The following is a 17,969-nucleotide window of genomic DNA, read 5'->3' as shown; positions in this document are numbered from 1 at the left end:
AGAAATATCTGAAAATACACGCTATGAGCGAATCTTATTATCCTTGCCAAATTTAATCAATTAGTTCGGGATTGAATGTCGTATAGGTTATCTGGATGAGAACTACTTCAAGAATAATTCTGAACTAGCACTAATGGAATTTAAATAATTAGATGTTTGTATATATTCAATGAAGAGAAGTGCTCTTTAATTTATAAAAAAGTGGTCTTAAAGTGGAGAAAATAGAAGATTTTCAATACGTAAGCTTTGCTTCTTAAGCCCATATTTCATCTAATTGATATCGCGCTCGGTCTTTCTCAAATTCAAAAAGTTTGGAATAGTCCATCACATTATCAACCCCATCCAAAGCACATAAAAAAGCAACAGTATCACATAAACCATTAAAAAGAATGTCTTTGTCTTTAGGGTTTTTAGGTATTGTTCCTAAATGATTTAAAGGAATTGAATACCCGCAACCTTTAAGAAATATCGCTTCTATTTTTAATAACTCGATAGGAGAGTAGCCATTGAACGTTCGCCCGAAATTTTGATTGACTAATCCAACATAATTCAGTTGTAATGAGCCATGTTGATCAGAAAGATGTTTCCAGGCATCCTTATTATCCAAAATATTTCCTACGGCGCATTGTAGACAACATTCAGGATTCAAGGTGTTATTGTGAAACGCTCTATAAAGTTTGCTAATAGCCTGTTCTAAACGATATGAAGTTTCCATAGCATGAAATTTAGGACACTTAAGTTACTAAAATAGAATGCACGACGATAGATTTTAGCTTATTTTAACACCTCATAAATTATGAAATTCTGTAAGTTATTTTTGACTCTTGATTTTATAGTGCTAAAATATTTTTAATTTTTCTTAAGACAGAAATCTTCTTCATTATTGTATTTTTGCAGCATGAGCAAAGCACTTACAGAACAGGAACTTCATAATTTAGCCATGAACCACGTTGGAAAGGATTTGGAGCAACGTGGCTTTGAATTTATTGCCATTAACAGCAAACTTAAAAAGCATCCGCAGTTTGTGTGCATAGACAAAAACAAGCAATATTTTTTCGTCATTGTAAAGGTGGTGCTACTGCCTGAAAATCCAAATAATTATGATATGATTTGGATGGAATCCTTTAAAAAGCATGCGCGTGAACATGATGCGAAAGTATTATATGCCGGTGTGGGCTTAGGAAATCCGAAAGGCGAAGATTTACCAGTATATCTTAACGAAGAATATTTGATCGAGTATAATGGTATTCAAGTATTAGAAACCAATTTGAATTAGGATTATATCTCGAATTTACCGTCCAATACATAAAAATCACTACTGTTAAAACCTTTTCTTTGTGTGACTTTGTGAGTTCTTTGTGTAACTCTGCGATACAGCCTTTTAATTTGATTTTAATAACTAGACTTTAGCAAACAACATGAAAAGAATAAGTTATCTTTTAATATTACTTTTAATCGTTTCCTGCAAAAAAGAGCCAATAAACACCAAAATGTCTGGCGAAGTTTTTGGAACTACTTATGGCATTCAATATTTTTCCGAACGACATGAAAATTTCCAAAGGCAATTTGATAGTCTATTTCATATCATCAACGTCTCCATGTCCACCTATCAAGCGGATTCGGATATTTCGAAAGTGAACCGCAACGAGAGTTTTAATGTAGATGCTCATTTTGAAAATGTATTCAATGCCTCAAAAGAAATATATAAAGCGACTGATGGTGTTTTTGACCCAACTATTGGGATTTTGGTCAACGCTTGGGATTTTGGCCCTGAAGGTAAAATCGCGGTTTTAGACAGTCTTAAAATCGATAGTTTGATGTTATCGGTGGGATTGGATAAAGTGAGATTGGAAGACCATAAGATTATAAAAGAAAATCCAAACACGTTCATTGATTTTAATGCCATTGCCAAAGGTTATGGTGTAGATGTCATCGCCGATTTTCTTGAAAGCCAAAACATCAAAGATTATATTGTTGAAATTGGTGGAGAAATCCGTTGCAAAGGACAAAATCTTGAGAAGCAGAAATCCTGGAAAGTAGGCGTGGAGCTCCCACATTTTGATGCCGAACAATCCATTTTAAAAGCTATTTCCCTGCATGATGAAGCTATGGCTACCTCAGGAACCTATCGAAAGTTTAAAACGGACAGTTTAGGGAATCGCTATTCGCATATTCTTGATACAAAAACGGGTTATCCAAGTAAAACCAATTTGCTGAGTATTTCGGTCATTGCTAAAGATTGCATGACGGCTGATGCTTATGCCACCGCATTCAAAGCTATGGGAATTGAAAAGGTAAAAACGTTTTTAAACGTACATCCAGAAATTAAGGCGTTTTTGATTTTTGAAAATGAGCAACAGGAATTGGAGACGCTTTCTTTGAACGGTTTTCCTGAGGATTAGCCAAATGCCTGCGAAGGCAGGAATCTTATCATATAACCTATCGACCTACTTTGTGCAACTCAATTTTTTCTTTGTGAAACTCTGCGTAATAACTGTTTTGTTTTTTCAGAGTAGAATGTCTCAAAAGCTATATCACAAAGTTGCGCAAAGTTTTAAATGAAGTCTCACAAAGGGATTTGTTTTTAATAGAACGCAGACTTGCCCGTCCGTTTAGGCGGGTGACGCTGATTTTAACAGATGTGTACTGATTTATTCACACGAATTTTCTCGGATTTTCACGGATTGTTATATTTTAAGATGCATGAGTTCGTCCTAAAAAAATTCTCATTATTCTCCATGACTACTTTGTGCAACTCAATTTTTTCTTTGTGAAACTCTGCGTTATAGCTGTTTTGTTTTTTTAGAAAAGAATATCTCAAAAGCTATATCACAAAGTTGCGCAAAGTTTTAAATGAAGTTTCACAAAGGGATTTGTTTTTAATAGAACGCAGACTTGCCCGTCCGTTTAGGCGGGTGACGCTGATTTTAGCGGATGTGTACTGATTTTTTGACACGGATTTCACGAATTTTCACAGATTTATATCCTTATAATGTAGAGATATCTCTGCGAAACTCTTTGCTTTCTCCACGGAACTCTGTGAAATAACCCCTTCCGGATTTACTTCCTAACAACCGGAATAACCTCACCCTTAGCCAAACAAAAGCGCGTCACATCTTCCTCAGATAAGGTCATTGTATAATCGACTTCCTCAACTTTAAATCCGATAGAGCGCAGCTTATCAAAATAATCGCGACCATAAATTCTCACATGGTCATATTGGCCAAAGATTTTAGCGCGTTCAGCTTTGTCGGTAATCGCGTCATCGTCAAACGTGGTTGCTCGTGATAAATCCTGCGGAATTTGGAAAATACCATACCCTCCTGGTTTCATGACGCGATACAATTCCTGCATGGCTTTGGTATCGTCAGGAATATGTTCCAAAACATGATTACAGAAAATGATGTCAAATTCATTATCCTTAAATGGTAAATCGCAAATATCTGCTTTCACGTCTGCCAACGGCGAATTCAAATCAGTAGTGACATATTCCAGATGTTTCATTTTACGGAAACGCTTGTAGAATGCCTGTTCAGGAGCAAAATGCAATACTTTTTTTGGGGCTGTAAAGAAATCGGTTTCATTTTTAAGATACAGCCAAAGCAATCTATGGCGTTCTAAGCTTAATGTGGAAGGCGATAATACGTTGTTGCGTTGCGTGTCATATCCGTAAGGTAAAAAAGATTTGAAACTCTTGGAATCAATAGGATCGGTGAACTGGTCTCCCTTTAAGAAGAATGCCAAAACAGGGCGTGCCACGTAGCTGAGCCTGATTAGGATGGGTCTTGGGATGGTGTTGAGGATGTATTTTAAGAGTTTTTTCACAGTGGTTACACAGAGTTTCACAGAGAAAACGCAGAGATACGCTGAGTTTTATTGAGGTGTATTGATAAAGCGTTTGATTCCTGAGGTTAAAAGTTTTGAATGGAAATTGATAAGTAATCCTTTTGGAAAATGGCCTAGTTTTAGGTAGGTTAATATTTGAGCAAAGTGTACGTCAGTAAACTGTTCGACAGTCTTAATTTCAATAACAATTTCATTTTCGACCAGTAAATCAATGCGATACCCATGGTCTAATTTTATATCTTTATAAATAATAGGCAAAGGTATTTCTTGTTGTACTTCAAGTCCTTGAGATTTTAGCTCGTATAGTAAACACTTTTGATACGCAGACTCCAACAATCCAGGGCCTAAAGCTTTATGAACCTCGATTGCTGCCCCAATAATTTGCTCAGTCAGTTTGTCATTCATATCTCTCTGTGTATCTCCGTGAAACTCTGCGCATCTCTGCGAAATAGCTATAGCACTAAAGCCTCTCTTCTAAACTCATCCTCCTCATCAGACACAATCCCCAAAGCCTCATAAATATACCCAAACGTTGATAAAATTTCTGGTTTGCCATCAATGATTGCGACATCATGCTCAAAATGCGCACTTGGTTTGCCATCTAAAGTAACAATCGTCCAACCATCATCAAGTTGTTTGATGCGGTGTGTTCCTAAGTTGATCATAGGTTCGATGGCCACCACCATGCCTTCGATGAATTTCTTACCGCGTCCACGTTTGCCGTAGTTGGGCATTTCAGGATCTTCGTGCATTTTTGTGCCCAACCCATGACCTACCAATTCCCTGACGACACCATAGCCTTCGGCCTCGCAATAATTTTGAATGGCATAACCTACATCACCAACACGGTTGCCAACTTTTAATTCTCTAATACCAAGGTATAAAGATTCCTTAGTGATTTGAAGTAGTTTTTTTAGTTCTGGAGCCACTTCGCCAACTTCAAAAGTGTAGGCATGGTCGCCGTAGTATTTGTTTTTAAGGGCACCGCAATCGATGGCTACCACATCACCTTCTTTTAAAGGAATATCAGTTGGTAAACCATGAACAACGGCTTCATTGGTGCTACAAAGTAATGTTGATGGACAGTCATAAAGACCTAAAAACCCAGGAAGGGCACCTTGTGCACGAATAAACTCTTCGGCCATTTTGTCCAGTTGCTTCGTGGTAACGCCAGGTTTTACTTCCTTCGCTAACATGCCTAATGTTTTGGAAACGATTAAGGCGCTTTCGCGCATTATTTCGATTTCTTCTCTTGTTTTTTGTATAATCATCGTAAAAAAATATGTGCAAAGATAATTAAAAAAAATGGGGTTGACATTGTTCCCGAACATGACATATAACAGTTTTTAAATGGATTTAGTTGAATAGTTTTGTAATTAAATAGAATACCTTATGTACAAAGCAATAACTGCTGAAGATGCCGTAAAGGCTGTAAAATCAAATGATCGTGTTTACCTGCAAGCAGCCGCGGCCGCGCCACAAGTGTTGATAAAAGCCTTGGCCAACAGACATGAAGAGTTGAGAAACGTCGAAATTTGCCAGTTACATACCGAAGGGGTGGCACCTTATGCGAATCCTGAGTTGAAAGATAGTTTCCATGTCAATTGTTTTTTTATTGGTAAAAACGTCAGACATACCATAAAAGCAGGAAACGGTTCTTATACTCCGGTTTTTTTAAGTGAATTGCCTTTGCTTTTTAAGCGCCGCATCATACCTTTAGATGTCGCATTAATTCATGTTTCGGTGCCTGATAAACATGGTTATTGTTCCCTCGGTGTTTCTGTAGAAGCAACTTTGGCAGCCATTGACAACGCTAAATATGTGATTGCACAAGTCAATAAGCAAATGCCGAGAACGCACGGCGCAGGGATTATTCATATTTCTGAAATCAATGCTTTTGTAAATTGTGATGAACCATTGCCTATTCATGAAATGGCAGAACCAACGGCTATAGAAGAAAAGATAGGCGACTTTGTTGCGGGTTTAATTGAAGACCGAAGCACTTTACAAATGGGGATTGGAAGTATTCCAAATGCCGTATTGACACGATTGACCAACCATAAGGACTTAGGATTGCATACTGAAATGTTCAGTGATGGTGTGATTGATCTTATTTTGTCAAATGTTATCAACGGCAATTACAAAAGTATCAATAGAGGTAGGGCCTTGGCAACTTTTTTGATGGGTTCAAAACGTTTGTATGATTATGTTGATGACAATCCGTTTATTGAAATGCGTGCATCAAATTACACCAACGATGTGTCCATCATCAAACAAAATCCACGAATGGTCGCTATCAACTCTGCCATAGAAGTTGATGTGACCGGACAGGTTTGTGCTGATTCTATTGGATCACAAATATTTTCCGGGGTAGGCGGACAAATGGATTTTATCAGAGGCGCTTCATTAAGTGATGGCGGGAAAGCCATTATTGCCTTGCCTTCTGAAACAAAAACGGGCATCAGCCGTATTGTGCCAAGTTTAAAACCTGGTGCCGGTGTGGTGACCACAAGGGCGCATGTCAATTATGTGGTCACCGAATATGGCATTGCAGAATTGTATGGTAAATCAATTAAAAACCGTGTGAAGGCCTTAGTGAACATTGCCCATCCCAATCATAGAGAAGCTATTGATAGGCAGTATTTTGAAATGCTGACCAACTAATTCTATCTGAAAAAAGAGAATAATCCTTTTTTTCGTGGATCAGGGATTTTTGGTTCTTCATTCGTGATCATTTGATAAACTTCGCCCCAGCCAAGGACGCCGCCAATATTGCGGTCATCGATAAAAAGATCGGCATTGATTTTTCGACTTTTAGTATTGTCAAACACTTCTTCAGGAAAACTTTTGTTGACAGCATAAAACGCGATGCCATTCTGTTCGCAAAATGCGACAGCTTCATCAAGAGTTCTTCCACATCGGTACGTCCATAAAATCAATCGATGCCCATCTTCTTGAAGACGTTTAAGCGTTTCGAAGGCAAAAATACGTGGTTTTCCAATTCCTGGATAACGATCTTCTACAATGGTGCCGTCAAAATCCACACCAATGATGAGTCTGTTCTGAAAATTCATGAGTCAATGCTTTGGGCAAAAATACAATAAATAATTTGCTGGCCTAAAATGATTAAATCAGCGAGTGTCGCGTCATAATTTTTGGCTGCGGAACTCCCATTAATTTTAAAATAGTGGGTGCCAGATCGCCTAAAATACCATCATTAATATGTTTTAAATCTTTATCGATTAATATGATCGGCACCGGATTTGTGGTATGTGCCGTGTTTGGACTACCATCCGGATTAATCATGGTTTCGCAGTTGCCATGGTCAGCAATTAACAAAGTGGTATAATTGTGCTTTAGTGCCGTAGTAACCACATCTTTCACAACGATATCCACCGCTTCACAAGCTTTAATCGCCGCTTCCATCACGCCGGTATGGCCCACCATATCGCCGTTGGCAAAGTTGAGACATACAAAATCAACGTCTTCGTTTTCCAATTCTGGAATTAAAGCATCACGCAGTTCATAAGCACTCATTTCTGGTTTTAGGTCGTACGTAGCAACTTTTGGCGAATTGCGCAAAATACGCTTCTCGCCCTCAAAAGGCACTTCACGTCCTCCGGAAAAGAAAAATGTTACGTGTGGATATTTTTCAGTCTCCGCAATACGGATCTGTTTTTTACCGTGTTTTTCTAAAACTTCGCCTAAGGTTTCCGTCAGATTGTCTTTTTCAAAAACCACGTTGATGCCTTTGAAAATATCGTCATAATTGGTCATGGTCACAAAATACAAATCGAGTTTGTGCATGTTTTGCTCATGAAAATCATATTGAGATAAGGCTTCAGTCAATTGTCGGCCTCTATCGGTTCTGAAATTGAAGAAAATAACCACATCGCCATTTTTGATGGTCGCTTTTGGATGGCCTTCATGATCGGTCATGATGATCGGTTTGATAAATTCATCCGTCACATCATTGTTGTAACTTTCTTGAATGGTTTGAATGGCATCTGTGGAATGTGTGCCAATACCGTTGACCAATGCATCATAAGCCAGTTTTACACGTTCCCAGCGTTTATCGCGATCCATCGCATAATAACGGCCGGTGACGGTAGCCAATTCTGCGGAAGTTCCTTTGATGTGCGTCTGCAATTGAGAAACAAAACCTAATCCAGATTTTGGATCCACGTCACGCCCGTCGGTAAAGGCATGGACAAAGACTTTCTCGAGATTATATTGTTTTGCGGCATCCAACAATCCGAATAAATGGTTGATATGTGAATGCACACCGCCATCACTCAATAAACCTAAAAAGTGAACTGGCTTTTTGTTTTCTTTGGCGAATTTAAAAGCATCAACCAATGCTTTTTCTTCTGCAAGTGTATTATTTTGAACTGCTAAATTGATTTTCGCCAAATCTTGGTACACGATTCGACCTGCGCCTAAATTCATGTGGCCCACTTCGCTATTGCCCATTTGGCCTTCTGGCAAACCTACATGGAGTCCATCTGTTCGTAGTGAGGCATTGGGATATTTGGTATAAAGCGAATCGATAAATGGTGTATTGGCATTATCTATAGCTGACACTTTTGGGTCTGGAGATTTCCCCCAACCATCAAGAATCATAAGGATTACTTTTTTGTTCATGGTAATTTGTTTTGAGTTTCAAAGATAAAAGTTTAAAAACTCAAATGACAGAATATCGCTTTAAAATTCTGAATTTTTTGAGTCTAGCAGTAGGGAAACAGGACTTTACGGAATTGACATTTGTAAAGGTAATTTGGTCTTAAAAAGTGGGTAAAATGATGTTTAAATAGAAATGCCATAACATTTCGAATATTGAATAGGTAAAAATTAAACCATTAAGAAGTTAAGGAGCATTAAGAGTTGCGTTCTAAGTATTTCAACTCAATTATCTTAAAGCCCAATAGTTCGAAAAAATGATATTTAAAAAGAAATACTGTAACACCTCTGGTTTTGGGTCGTCTTTCTTATATAGTCAAAAAAAATAAACCATTAATTTAAAGAGTATTAAGGATAACGTTCTAAACATTCGAGCTTAATTATCTTAATGCCTTAATGGTCAAAAAGTAATCATTAATCAAAAATCAATCATCATGAAAAAAACAATCATTATTTCTGCATTGGCATTAGGTTTTGCTTTCAATACCTCTCATGCAACCTCAAGTATCCAAACAGTTCCATCTAACACTATGATCAAAACGAAAATTTCGGTTAGTCCGTTTTGCTTGTCTATTGTGAAAGGAGACCTTGACACCGTTAAAAAGCTGATCGAGTTAGGAGCTGACGTCAATGAAAAATCCAATGGGATGACGCCAGCCATGTATGCCGCTAAATATAACAGAACCGATATTTTAGAATTCCTCGTGAAAAACGGCGCGGAACTTAAAAAGAAATCAGATAACGGATGGACGGCTATGGATTATGCGAAACGATCCAATGCCAAAGATGCTTTAGCGTATTTGAAAAACCTTTCATAAACGAAAGTTGAGTTAGTGTCTGAGAAAGCCTCTTGTTTTTAAGAGGCTTTTTTATTGGCCTCAAATTATGTTAAAACCCTGCCAGAATGTTTGTCGGGCTGTTATACACTTCAATGCAATCCACTTTAGCTTCTAAAAATTTTGACACGAATTTCACGAATTTTCACGGATTTACTCATACACTGAGGATACCGACTCACATTTTTCACTATAAATTTCACAAATGCAACAGGCTTTTAGTCATTTTTGGAAAACCTCCGCCAGAACGTTTGTCGGGCTGGTAGAGCGCTTTAGTTCATTGATTTAGTGTCATTTTGCAATTCGTCTTTCCATCTATAATTTACAAAAGCTCAGGATTAATGTCTAAAATATTCTCGACGTTGTAGCGATTTAAAAAAGAGTCGGTCAAATATTCATGTCCTAAAAGGGATTCTTTACTGAGAATGTCTTTTAAATTTAATTTCCTGTAGTCCTGAAGATAGTCGCACGACAGAGCTTTGTAACTATAATGCCAAGGTTCGTATTTAAAACCTTTTCGGTCAGGAAGATTGGTGTAAACTAAATAAAATCCATAGTCTTTAGAATGTTCATCCATCCATTTTTTAAGTTTTACATAGCTTCCTTTGCCTTCAAAATGACCTGGACTCAATACATTTTTAGGTTCTGGAACATTGGCATCAATAATATCCATATCAGTGCCCCAATGATGGCGGGAAGTTCCAGGAATTGTAGAGTATTCTATGATTTTTTCAATGGCTTTTTCTGGCGATAAACCGTTCTGAGTAAAGCTTTTGTATTTACGTTCCCAAATTCTATTTTGATGGGCAAAATTCCGATAACTAGAAACGACTTGAATCGAAATATTCTCCTTTAAAGCTGCGTTTTTCATTAAGATAAAAGCATCATACGCCTCTTTTCGTAGTTGAAATCCGTCGCCGTAAAGTTTTGGAGTTCCTTTTCCAATCAATTCCTCATAACTCAAACCCGATTCCTTAAATGCGAATTGTGGTAAAACTCCTAAGGCAATTCCGCCAAGGATCGCAGTTTTTATGAAATCTTTTCTGTTCATATTTTTTAGTAATTATATTTCAATTGAAAGACAGATTATCTTATGAGAACTCAGGATTATAAATATTTTTAAATTTTTCCAAAAATATAGATGGTAAAATAGTCTGATCTTAAAAATTCAACTCCCGACAGAATGATTATAAGGCTGGTAAATTCCCATTACTTCACAGTTTAAGTCTTTGTTCTTGATTCTAACAGCGAAGTGGTCTTTGTTCTTTTCGTCTATTCATATTTTTTTAAAATCAATCAAAATTAACTAATTTATTTCTGAAGGAATTTATTTAATTTTACTTAAAATTTAAAGTATGCCCATTTCATTTAAAATCATTGAGCCTTCGCAGATTAATACGATCATTCCCTTAATGCTCAAATTAACTCATAATAAAGTTTCTGAAGCGATCCTGAAACAACGTTTTGCTGAAATGGTTACTCAGAATTATGAGTGCGCGGCAATTTATGATGGCGAAAAGCTCATCGGTATCGCCGGCATGTGGTTTTGTACGCGTCATTATTCTGGCAGAAGTGTAGAACTCGATCATGTTTTTATTGATGATGGGTATCGAAGAAAAGGTCTTGGTAAAAAATTCATGAAATGTATCTACGATTATGCCGCTCAGAAAGGTTGCCAAGCGGCAGAACTCAATACATATGTCCAAAATACGCCCTCACATAAATTTTATATGAACGAGGACTTTGAGATTTTGGGGTATCATTTTTTGAAGAAACTTTAGTTGATTATAGGGTTATTACACAGAGATACGCTGAGGTTTCACGGAAATGCACTGAGAAAATGTGTCTATTATGATTTCAGTTAAGGAAATAATCTTTTTTTTGACACGAATTTCACGGATTTTCACTGATTTCTATAGCTATTACACAGAGGTATGCTGAGATTTCACGGAGGTGCGCGGAGATTATGTTATAATTTCAGTTGAGGAGATTAATCTTTTTTTTTGACACAGATTTCACGAATTTTCACGGATTTCCATAACATAGAGTTACGCTGAGATTTCACGGAGGTGCACTGAAAATTGGACTTGTTACACCAAAACTTTGCGTCTTAGCGCCTTTGCGAGAAATTATAAAAGTTGTCTATTCTCTATATTCTACCCTCTATGAACTACCCTCTATTTTAGTTCGCTCAAATCCGTTCCCGTTTCTACTTCGTAAGGAGCTTTGTTGTATTCAAAAATGCGCGCGTCCAATTCGCCTTCTAAAAAAATCTGATCGCCATTGACTTCTAACCAACTGCCTTCTCGGAGTCCAATAACGGGTTGTGAATTAAAAGCATGAAACTCCTGGATTCGTGTTTCCCTGGTTTCGCCCATGTGGGTGCTGTTTGTATCTGGATCTAAATAATGCGGGTTGATATTAAACGGCACCATCGCTAAAGTCTTGAAACTTGGTGGATACACGATAGGCATATCATTAGTGGTGTTTATGGTAAGTCCGCAGATATTGCTGCCTGCGCTCGTACCAAAATATGGCGTTCCATTATTGATGACTTCTTGGAGCGTGCTCATCAAATCATTTTTATAAAGTTGATTGACCAAGACGAACGTATTCCCACCGCCAACAAAAATTCCTTTGGCATTATTTAAAGCGTCTTTAGGATTGTCAAACTCTTGAATGCCTTTGACTGCTTTTCCGATTTTAGAAAAAGCTTCCTGCGCTTTTTTTGTGTATTCTTCATGACTTATGCCACCTGGACGGGCGTAAGGAATAAATAGAATAGTTTCTGCATCTTTAAAAAAGAACATCAATTCTTCTAAAAGATAGTCTAAATAGTCACTTCCATAGATGGTTGATGTACTGGCAATTATCATTTGTTTCATAAGGTCAATTTTTAGGTAATAGAGGTCTTGATTTGGAACCGATTTTTTAAATAAACATCCCGAAATTTGATCGTAAGGGGTGAATTCTCGATTATTTTGTTGTAAATTTAAGTAATCTGCCAATTTAACAAAAGTTTAATCAGGCTTTATAGATTAATTAAGAGAGTTCATACTTTCTTTAGCATCCCAACTAAAATTATATCTTATGAAAACAGCTTTGCTTTATCTATTTCTCCTCTCGCCGGTGTTTTTTATGACTGCTCAAAACATCACACGCGTTGAAATTTCAGGAAAAATTGTTGTGGATAGTGATGAATTGGAAGGTATAACCGTTTATAATACATCTGCCAAAAATGGAACGCTTACGGACGAAAAGGGTTTCTTTAAGATCAAAGTGGCATTAAATGATGTTATTGAATTTAGAGCGTTACAGTTTCAAAATTTCACAGTAACCATTGATAGAAACATTCTTAAAACTAAAAATATGACCGTGTTTTTGGTGGAAAAAATCAATAAACTGGACGAGGTCGTCATTTTGCCTTACGATCTCACTGGGAATTTGCTTGTAGATATTGAAAGCGTAAAAACCTTTAACCCAGATTTAGATGCCATTTATTTCGGATTGGCCAATATGAACGAATACGTCTTTCCTGATGATTATAAATCGAAAGTAGTCAACGTCGCCATGACTAAAACCGGAAATGATATCCCTTATGGTTTAAATGTCATTGGAATTGTCGACTTGTTTTTAAGACCTATTTTCAATTCTAAAAAGAATAAGAAGATAGAAATGATGGGTGAGGAAGATTCTAGTGCCGTATTTACGGAGCTTTACAGTACGAAGTTTTTAGTCGAAAACTTTAATATTCCTGAAGATAAAGTAGATGCTTTTGTCGATTATGTAGAAGCTGAAGGCATCGATTATTCACTCCTTAATTCTGGAAAGGAATTTCAGTTTTTAGAATTTATCAGCGTTAAAAGTAAAGAGTTTTTAGCGAAGAATGGTGGGAAATAATAAGGTTCTATTTCCTTTCTTTATGATTGTTGGAGTTCACTTTATGATGGGCCAAACGGTTGCCATCAAAGGTCAAATCTTGGCAAATGATGACGTGGACGGGATTCATATTCTCAATAACACCTCAAAGACCTTTACCATTTCAAACAGTAATGGCGAGTTTTCAATCTCTGTGAAATTGAATGATACGTTGGTGTTTTCAGGCATTTCCTATGAATTGAAAAAAGTGGTAGTTAGTCAGAGTGTGATCCATTCGAAATCGTTGACCATTTACCTCTCTGAGAAAGTAAATGCTTTGGATGAAGTCGTTGTTGGTAAAATATTGACGGGCGATTTAAACTCAGACCTTGCTTATTTAGGTGTGAATCGGGATATCAATTTTTTTGATCTAGGCATTCCAGGATATGCAGGCAAACCAAAACCCCAAAGTGAACGACGATTGTACACGGCAGGAGATTTTAAGCCGATTCACTTGTTGTCCTTATTAGGTGGGACACTTCCTGTGGATCCTATTTTAAATGCAATTTCGGGCAGAACCAAATTACTGAAAAATAGAGTGCATCTTGAAAATCAAGATAAGTGCATTGATAAAATGAAGGCTAATCTTTCTAAAATTTTATTTAGTGCACATCCTTTGGAGAAACATTATAGAAATGAATTTTTCTATTTCTGCGCTGATGACTCACAATTTGATACCCTTTGTATAGTTAATGACGATTTTGAAACTTTAGAATTTCTGAAGGAAAAACTGGTCAGTTTCAAAATGAATCTTCAAACATCTGCTCAACATTGAGAAATATTCCAACTTTTATCTCATTACTATTGTTTTGTGTTATAGAAACCTATGCGCAATCTGTGGAAATTAACGGAAAGATTACGGCTGCAGTTGAGGTGGACGGGATTCATGTGATCAATAAAACGGCCAGTCGATTTACCATATCAAATAGTGATGGCACTTTTTATATTCCGGCGAAACTGAATGATACCATTCTTTTTTCGGGTATCTCCTATCAGCCCAAAGAAGTCGTCGTTACTAAAAGCATTATCGCATCAAAACAATTGTACATCTATTTGGAAGAATTAGTCAATGTTTTGGATGAAGTCGTCGTTGGCAAAATATTGACGGGCGATTTAAGTTCAGATCTTGCCATTTCAGGTGTAAAGGCAGACCTCAATTTTTATGATTTGGGGATTCCTGGCTATACTGGAAAACCACTGACCCAAAATGAAAGACGTTTGAAAGAGGCTACAGGTTTAGATCTTACCATGGGAGGTTCAATGGGTGGCGGCGGTGTTGGCATGTCATTAAATCCTATTATTAATGGGATTTCAGGCCGAACAAATAAATTGAAACACTATGTAAGATTAGAACAGTTGGATCAGTGTCTCAATAAAGTAAAGTCTAATTTATCAGATATGTTGTTTAAAGAATATCCTTTGGAGGAGGACTACCGCGTTGAGTTTTTCTATTTCTGTTCAGATGATCCCCAATTTGCTTCACTTTGTGCCATGAAGGACGACTTTCAGACTTTCGACTTTCTGAAAGAAAAATTGGTCAGCTATAAATTGAATCTTCAAACTAGCGCCCAAGATTGAAAAATATTCTAACTTTTATCTTATTACTATTGTTTTGTGTCATGGAAACCTATGCGCAATCTGTGGAGATCAATGGAAAGATTAGCGCTGCAGTTGAGGTGGATGGGATTCACGTCATTAACAAAACTGCTAGCCGATTTACCATCTCGAATGCCGATGGCACCTTTGTTATTCCAGCGAAACTGAATGATACCATTCTGTTTTCGGGTATTTCTTATCAGCCCAAAGAAGTTGTGGTTACAAAGTTTATAATCGCCTCCAAACAAATGGCTGTGTATTTGGAGGAGTTGGTCAATGTTTTAGATGAAGTATTAGTAGGGAAGGTGCTTACTGGCAATTTGATGTCCGACATCAATAATTCTGAACTGAAACGCGACCTCAATTTTTATGATTTGGGCATCCCTGGATACACTGGAAAACTAATGTCGCAAAGCGAAAGACGTTTGTATGAAGCTACTTCAGGCGGTGGCTTAGTTCCCATTGGTCTTATCGTGAATGCCATAACAGGACGAACAAAACGACTGAAAGAACATGTCAAATTAGAGAAAGCAGACAATTGCCTAGATATAATGAAATCCAAGTTTTCTGAAGACCTTTTCAGTGATTTTGATTTGGAAGATGGTGTTAAAGCTGAGTTTTTCTACTGTTGTCAAGATGATCCAAATTTTGAAAATCTTTGTAAAGTCAAGAATGATATGGCAACTTTTGATTTTTTTAAAGCGAAATTAGAAGCTTTTAAAACCATTCTTCATAGTCATAAAAACTAGATTGAAGGCAATCAGTGAGCTTCTAAAAAAACATCCAATATTCTTTCAAAAAACTTTAACTAAAAGCGTCGCTTAATTTAACAGTCCACTTTTTTAATGGATTCAAAACATCTCACTATATTTGCATTGTGATACTACAAGCTACATTTTTATTTATAGGTACTACTGAAGTCATGTTCATACTCTTTGTAGTGGTCATGGTTTTTGGTGCAGATAAAATACCTGAAATCGCGAGAGGTTTAGGTAAAGGAATGCGCACACTTAAGGATGCCACAAACGATCTTAAATCGGAGATTACCAAAAGCGCTGAAAAAAATGGTATCGATACTGCAGAATATACCAAGACATTTACTGATGAGGTTCAGAAGATAAAAGATGATGTTGAAGAAACGATTGGTTCAGTAAAACGAAAGTTGTAATTCTGCCATTTTAAATCTTACCGCTTGCTAAGAGTGCAAATTCAGTATTTGTAGCTTTTGATTAAACTTCCTTATTCTTAATTCTGTTGATCTTTGTCCAAATAATAATGCACAATTGTTGAGAGTCTTGGTTTTCAGTCACCTCTAATAATACGCGATTTGCATCATAGATAAGTTTTTAATCCACAGGAAATGCAAAACCATATCCTTGATGGAAATATTCGGCTTTGGCCATAAAAACGTCAGGAAATTGATCCTGAGATTGTTTGCATTCAGCCAGGCATAGCATGGTCCCCACAATGGCCAGAATAAATAAAATGGCGTCGGTTTGTAATCAATTATTGTATGAAAAGAAGGTGTTGATTGGAAGGTAATTGGTCTGTTAATTAAGTAAGCTTGTTGGGTTATACATGATATGCCGCTCCTATGGAGCTGAAAAACAACCAATGACATAGTTCTGTTAAGATAGTGCCACGCTGTGGTTTTTCTGTTTTGGCACGGACCTATTGTTTTTGAGTATTTGCTAATAATTCTTGATGAAGAATTTAATTCTCTAATGAATAAAGGGAAGGGATTAATCATAAAATTTGAAGGCTCTCATATATGAAATGGCTAATCCTTTTTAAAAATAAGCAATCTGCGTCACCCGCCTGAACGGATGGGCATTTCAGCGTTCTAAATACAAATGGATACAAACTTTAATTATAGGAAGACTAATAATTCAGGATAAGATATTTAAATATTCCAAAGAACAAAAGCGAATGACTAATCATAAAATGCAGATTTTTCTGATACTGAAAATTCAAATCCATTTTAATCATAAGCAATCCGCGTCATCAGCGTTCTAAATACAGATGGATACAAACTTGAATTTGGGTTATGCTTAGCTGTCAAGAGCTTAGTTCTAAAAGCGAACCGGCGGCTGTTGAGCTTGTCGAAGCATCTTGATTCTTTGTTAATACGTAATATAAACCAATGAGAAAATTGAAATAAAAATCCAAAGTGACAAGGCAAGCACAATAGGTTTAAATCCAGTTTGTTTTAAATCTATAATTGAAATGGTTGAACCCACCAAAAACAAGGTGACTACCAACAAACGTTTTGAGATATCAACAATATTGCTCGTAATTACTGTAGGAAGTACATTATAGCTGTTGATAAGGATCGCTAAAATAAATAGTCCAATAAAATAAGGTATTTTAATTTTTTGACCTTTCGATTTAAATAAAAACATAGAAAAGATGGACAACGGAATGATCCATAACGTTCTGGATAGTTTGACCGTTGTCGCAATTCGTAAGGCTTCATCGCCATAACTCAATGCGGCGCCCACCACGGAGCTCGTGTCATGTATGGCAATAGCAGCCCATAAACCAAACTGATCTTGAGTTAAGTTGAAAAAATGACCGATGGCTGGAAAAATTAAAAGCGCGATGGAGTTCAGTAAAAAGACAACGCCTAAAGCCAAACTGATGGTTTTGCCATCGGCTTTGATTACTGGCGAAATGGCCGCAATAGCGCTTCCGCCACAAATTGAAGTTCCAGAGGTGATGAGGTGGCCTAACTTTCGATCCAGTTTTAATAATTTGGTCAAGAAAATCCCTAAGGTTACGGTCAATACAATCGAGTAGAAGGTCAGGCTTAATCCCTCTTTACTCGTTTCGAGGGTTTCTTTGATGAACATCCCAAAACCCAAGCCAACCACGGCAACTTTCAGTAAAATTTGAATGGTTTTTTGAGTTTCTTTTAAGAAGGGATTACTAAAGATAAATGTGAATATAAATCCTAAAAGTAAGGCAATCGGACTGCTAACAAATCCAGATAGTGCTACCAGAATAAGGATGAAGAAAATTGATTTAGATATATTTGATTTCATGTCGTTTGATTTCAAGACACAAAATTAAAGCTTAATTATAACCTATCTG

At 36.8% G+C, this 17,969-nt stretch carries 19 protein-coding genes; 10 read left to right on the top strand and 9 right to left on the bottom strand.

Annotated elements, in window-relative coordinates:
• Positions 1-253: 253 nt before the first annotated feature.
• Positions 254-715, bottom strand: coding sequence for a Na(+)-translocating NADH-quinone reductase subunit F (locus ACOH2D_RS05065; RefSeq protein ID WP_449534551.1), 462 nt, complete (start codon positions 713-715; stop codon positions 254-256).
• Positions 716-898: 183 nt separating this feature from the next.
• Here ACOH2D_RS05065 and ACOH2D_RS05060 point away from each other — a divergent pair, with 183 nt between their 5' ends.
• Together ACOH2D_RS05060 and ACOH2D_RS05055 are read left to right on the top strand one after the other, a co-directional pair.
• Positions 899-1,276 carry a DUF8840 domain-containing protein gene (locus ACOH2D_RS05060; RefSeq protein WP_348062717.1) on the top strand — a complete coding sequence of 126 codons (378 nt, stop codon included), beginning with the start codon at positions 899-901 and terminating at the stop codon, positions 1,274-1,276.
• Positions 1,277-1,418: 142 nt separating this feature from the next.
• Positions 1,419-2,402, top strand: coding sequence for an FAD:protein FMN transferase (locus tag ACOH2D_RS05055; protein WP_449534550.1), 984 nt, complete (start codon positions 1,419-1,421; stop codon positions 2,400-2,402).
• A 658-nt stretch (positions 2,403-3,060) separates the two neighbouring features.
• Here the strand turns inward: ACOH2D_RS05055 and ACOH2D_RS05050 are convergent.
• From ACOH2D_RS05050 to map, 3 genes are read right to left on the bottom strand one after another with little or no spacing between them, the layout of a single operon-like run.
• A complete protein-coding gene (locus ACOH2D_RS05050) occupies positions 3,061-3,825 on the bottom strand; it encodes a class I SAM-dependent methyltransferase (protein WP_449534549.1) in 765 nt (254 codons plus the stop codon).
• Positions 3,826-3,873: 48 nt separating this feature from the next.
• Positions 3,874-4,251 (bottom strand): GxxExxY protein, encoded by a 378-nt coding sequence (locus ACOH2D_RS05045; RefSeq protein WP_348062949.1) that lies wholly within the window; start codon positions 4,249-4,251, stop codon positions 3,874-3,876.
• Positions 4,252-4,298: 47 nt separating this feature from the next.
• Complete coding sequence (gene map / locus ACOH2D_RS05040) at positions 4,299-5,117, bottom strand: type I methionyl aminopeptidase (protein WP_449534548.1); 819 nt, start codon at positions 5,115-5,117, stop codon at positions 4,299-4,301.
• 121 nt (positions 5,118-5,238) lie between these two features.
• On the opposite strand from map, the gene ACOH2D_RS05035 reads away from it, so the two are divergent.
• Positions 5,239-6,510: an acetyl-CoA hydrolase/transferase family protein gene (locus ACOH2D_RS05035; RefSeq protein ID WP_449534547.1), complete on the top strand. Its 1,272-nt coding sequence runs from the start codon at positions 5,239-5,241 to the stop codon at positions 6,508-6,510.
• 2 nt (positions 6,511-6,512) lie between these two features.
• On the opposite strand, the gene ACOH2D_RS05030 is transcribed toward ACOH2D_RS05035, so the two are convergent.
• Positions 6,513-6,920 carry a BT0820 family HAD-type phosphatase gene (locus tag ACOH2D_RS05030; protein WP_449534546.1) on the bottom strand — a complete coding sequence of 136 codons (408 nt, stop codon included), beginning with the start codon at positions 6,918-6,920 and terminating at the stop codon, positions 6,513-6,515.
• Between the two features lie 52 nt (positions 6,921-6,972).
• Positions 6,973-8,490 (bottom strand): 2,3-bisphosphoglycerate-independent phosphoglycerate mutase, encoded by a 1,518-nt coding sequence (gene gpmI, locus ACOH2D_RS05025; RefSeq protein WP_449534545.1) that lies wholly within the window; start codon positions 8,488-8,490, stop codon positions 6,973-6,975.
• Positions 8,491-8,960: 470 nt separating this feature from the next.
• Here gpmI and ACOH2D_RS05020 point away from each other — a divergent pair, with 470 nt between their 5' ends.
• Entirely contained in the window at positions 8,961-9,344 is a 384-nt protein-coding gene (locus ACOH2D_RS05020) for an ankyrin repeat domain-containing protein (protein WP_449534544.1), read from the top strand.
• A 340-nt stretch (positions 9,345-9,684) separates the two neighbouring features.
• Here ACOH2D_RS05020 and ACOH2D_RS05015 read toward each other — a convergent pair whose 3' ends face one another.
• The gene (locus tag ACOH2D_RS05015) at positions 9,685-10,413 is read right to left on the bottom strand and encodes a M15 family metallopeptidase (protein ID WP_449534543.1); all 729 of its coding nucleotides are present in this window, start codon (positions 10,411-10,413) and stop codon (positions 9,685-9,687) included.
• 304 nt (positions 10,414-10,717) lie between these two features.
• Between ACOH2D_RS05015 and ACOH2D_RS05010 the strand changes: the two genes are divergently transcribed.
• Positions 10,718-11,143 (top strand): GNAT family N-acetyltransferase, encoded by a 426-nt coding sequence (locus ACOH2D_RS05010; protein ID WP_348036519.1) that lies wholly within the window; start codon positions 10,718-10,720, stop codon positions 11,141-11,143.
• 396 nt (positions 11,144-11,539) lie between these two features.
• On the opposite strand, the gene pepE is transcribed toward ACOH2D_RS05010, so the two are convergent.
• The gene (gene pepE, locus ACOH2D_RS05005; RefSeq protein ID WP_449534542.1) at positions 11,540-12,247 is read right to left on the bottom strand and encodes a dipeptidase PepE; all 708 of its coding nucleotides are present in this window, start codon (positions 12,245-12,247) and stop codon (positions 11,540-11,542) included.
• A 205-nt stretch (positions 12,248-12,452) separates the two neighbouring features.
• On the opposite strand from pepE, the gene ACOH2D_RS05000 reads away from it, so the two are divergent.
• From ACOH2D_RS05000 to ACOH2D_RS04980, 5 genes are all read left to right on the top strand, one after another.
• Positions 12,453-13,262: a carboxypeptidase-like regulatory domain-containing protein gene (locus ACOH2D_RS05000; protein WP_348062902.1), complete on the top strand. Its 810-nt coding sequence runs from the start codon at positions 12,453-12,455 to the stop codon at positions 13,260-13,262.
• A gap of 22 nt (positions 13,263-13,284) precedes the next feature.
• Positions 13,285-14,055 (top strand): carboxypeptidase-like regulatory domain-containing protein, encoded by a 771-nt coding sequence (locus ACOH2D_RS04995; protein WP_449534541.1) that lies wholly within the window; start codon positions 13,285-13,287, stop codon positions 14,053-14,055.
• Entirely contained in the window at positions 14,052-14,858 is an 807-nt protein-coding gene (locus ACOH2D_RS04990; protein ID WP_449534540.1) for a carboxypeptidase-like regulatory domain-containing protein, read from the top strand. The genes ACOH2D_RS04995 and ACOH2D_RS04990 overlap by 4 nt, the downstream gene beginning before the upstream one ends.
• Positions 14,855-15,625 (top strand): hypothetical protein, encoded by a 771-nt coding sequence (locus ACOH2D_RS04985; RefSeq protein WP_449534539.1) that lies wholly within the window; start codon positions 14,855-14,857, stop codon positions 15,623-15,625. Before ACOH2D_RS04990 ends, ACOH2D_RS04985 begins: the two co-directional genes overlap by 4 nt.
• A gap of 128 nt (positions 15,626-15,753) precedes the next feature.
• Entirely contained in the window at positions 15,754-16,044 is a 291-nt protein-coding gene (locus ACOH2D_RS04980; protein ID WP_348035532.1) for a Sec-independent protein translocase subunit TatA/TatB, read from the top strand.
• Between the two features lie 955 nt (positions 16,045-16,999).
• Here the strand turns inward: ACOH2D_RS04980 and ACOH2D_RS04975 are convergent.
• Positions 17,000-17,920, bottom strand: a complete 921-nt coding sequence (locus ACOH2D_RS04975; protein ID WP_348035530.1) for a YeiH family protein — start codon at positions 17,918-17,920, stop codon at positions 17,000-17,002.
• Between the last annotated feature and the right edge of the window lie 49 nt (positions 17,921-17,969).

The sequence above is a fragment of the Gelidibacter sp. genome, from assembly GCF_053579655.1.
Note: the sequence above shows the minus strand (reverse complement) of the source record. Positions and strands in the feature narration are given on the sequence as shown.

Coding starts and splice junctions, on each gene's coding strand:
- ACOH2D_RS05045 (WP_348062949.1), bottom strand. CDS start 4,251: ATGAATGACAAACTGACTGAGCAAATTATTGGGGCAGCAATCGAGGTT.
- ACOH2D_RS04975 (WP_348035530.1), bottom strand. CDS start 17,920: ATGAAATCAAATATATCTAAATCAATTTTCTTCATCCTTATTCTGGTA.
- ACOH2D_RS05015 (WP_449534543.1), bottom strand. CDS start 10,413: ATGAACAGAAAAGATTTCATAAAAACTGCGATCCTTGGCGGAATTGCC.
- map (WP_449534548.1), bottom strand. CDS start 5,117: ATGATTATACAAAAAACAAGAGAAGAAATCGAAATAATGCGCGAAAGC.
- ACOH2D_RS05010 (WP_348036519.1), top strand. CDS start 10,718: ATGCCCATTTCATTTAAAATCATTGAGCCTTCGCAGATTAATACGATC.
- ACOH2D_RS05030 (WP_449534546.1), bottom strand. CDS start 6,920: ATGAATTTTCAGAACAGACTCATCATTGGTGTGGATTTTGACGGCACC.
- ACOH2D_RS05020 (WP_449534544.1), top strand. CDS start 8,961: ATGAAAAAAACAATCATTATTTCTGCATTGGCATTAGGTTTTGCTTTC.
- ACOH2D_RS04995 (WP_449534541.1), top strand. CDS start 13,285: ATGATTGTTGGAGTTCACTTTATGATGGGCCAAACGGTTGCCATCAAA.
- ACOH2D_RS05055 (WP_449534550.1), top strand. CDS start 1,419: ATGAAAAGAATAAGTTATCTTTTAATATTACTTTTAATCGTTTCCTGC.
- ACOH2D_RS05060 (WP_348062717.1), top strand. CDS start 899: ATGAGCAAAGCACTTACAGAACAGGAACTTCATAATTTAGCCATGAAC.
- pepE (WP_449534542.1), bottom strand. CDS start 12,247: ATGAAACAAATGATAATTGCCAGTACATCAACCATCTATGGAAGTGAC.
- ACOH2D_RS05000 (WP_348062902.1), top strand. CDS start 12,453: ATGAAAACAGCTTTGCTTTATCTATTTCTCCTCTCGCCGGTGTTTTTT.
- ACOH2D_RS05035 (WP_449534547.1), top strand. CDS start 5,239: ATGTACAAAGCAATAACTGCTGAAGATGCCGTAAAGGCTGTAAAATCA.
- gpmI (WP_449534545.1), bottom strand. CDS start 8,490: ATGAACAAAAAAGTAATCCTTATGATTCTTGATGGTTGGGGGAAATCT.
- ACOH2D_RS05065 (WP_449534551.1), bottom strand. CDS start 715: ATGGAAACTTCATATCGTTTAGAACAGGCTATTAGCAAACTTTATAGA.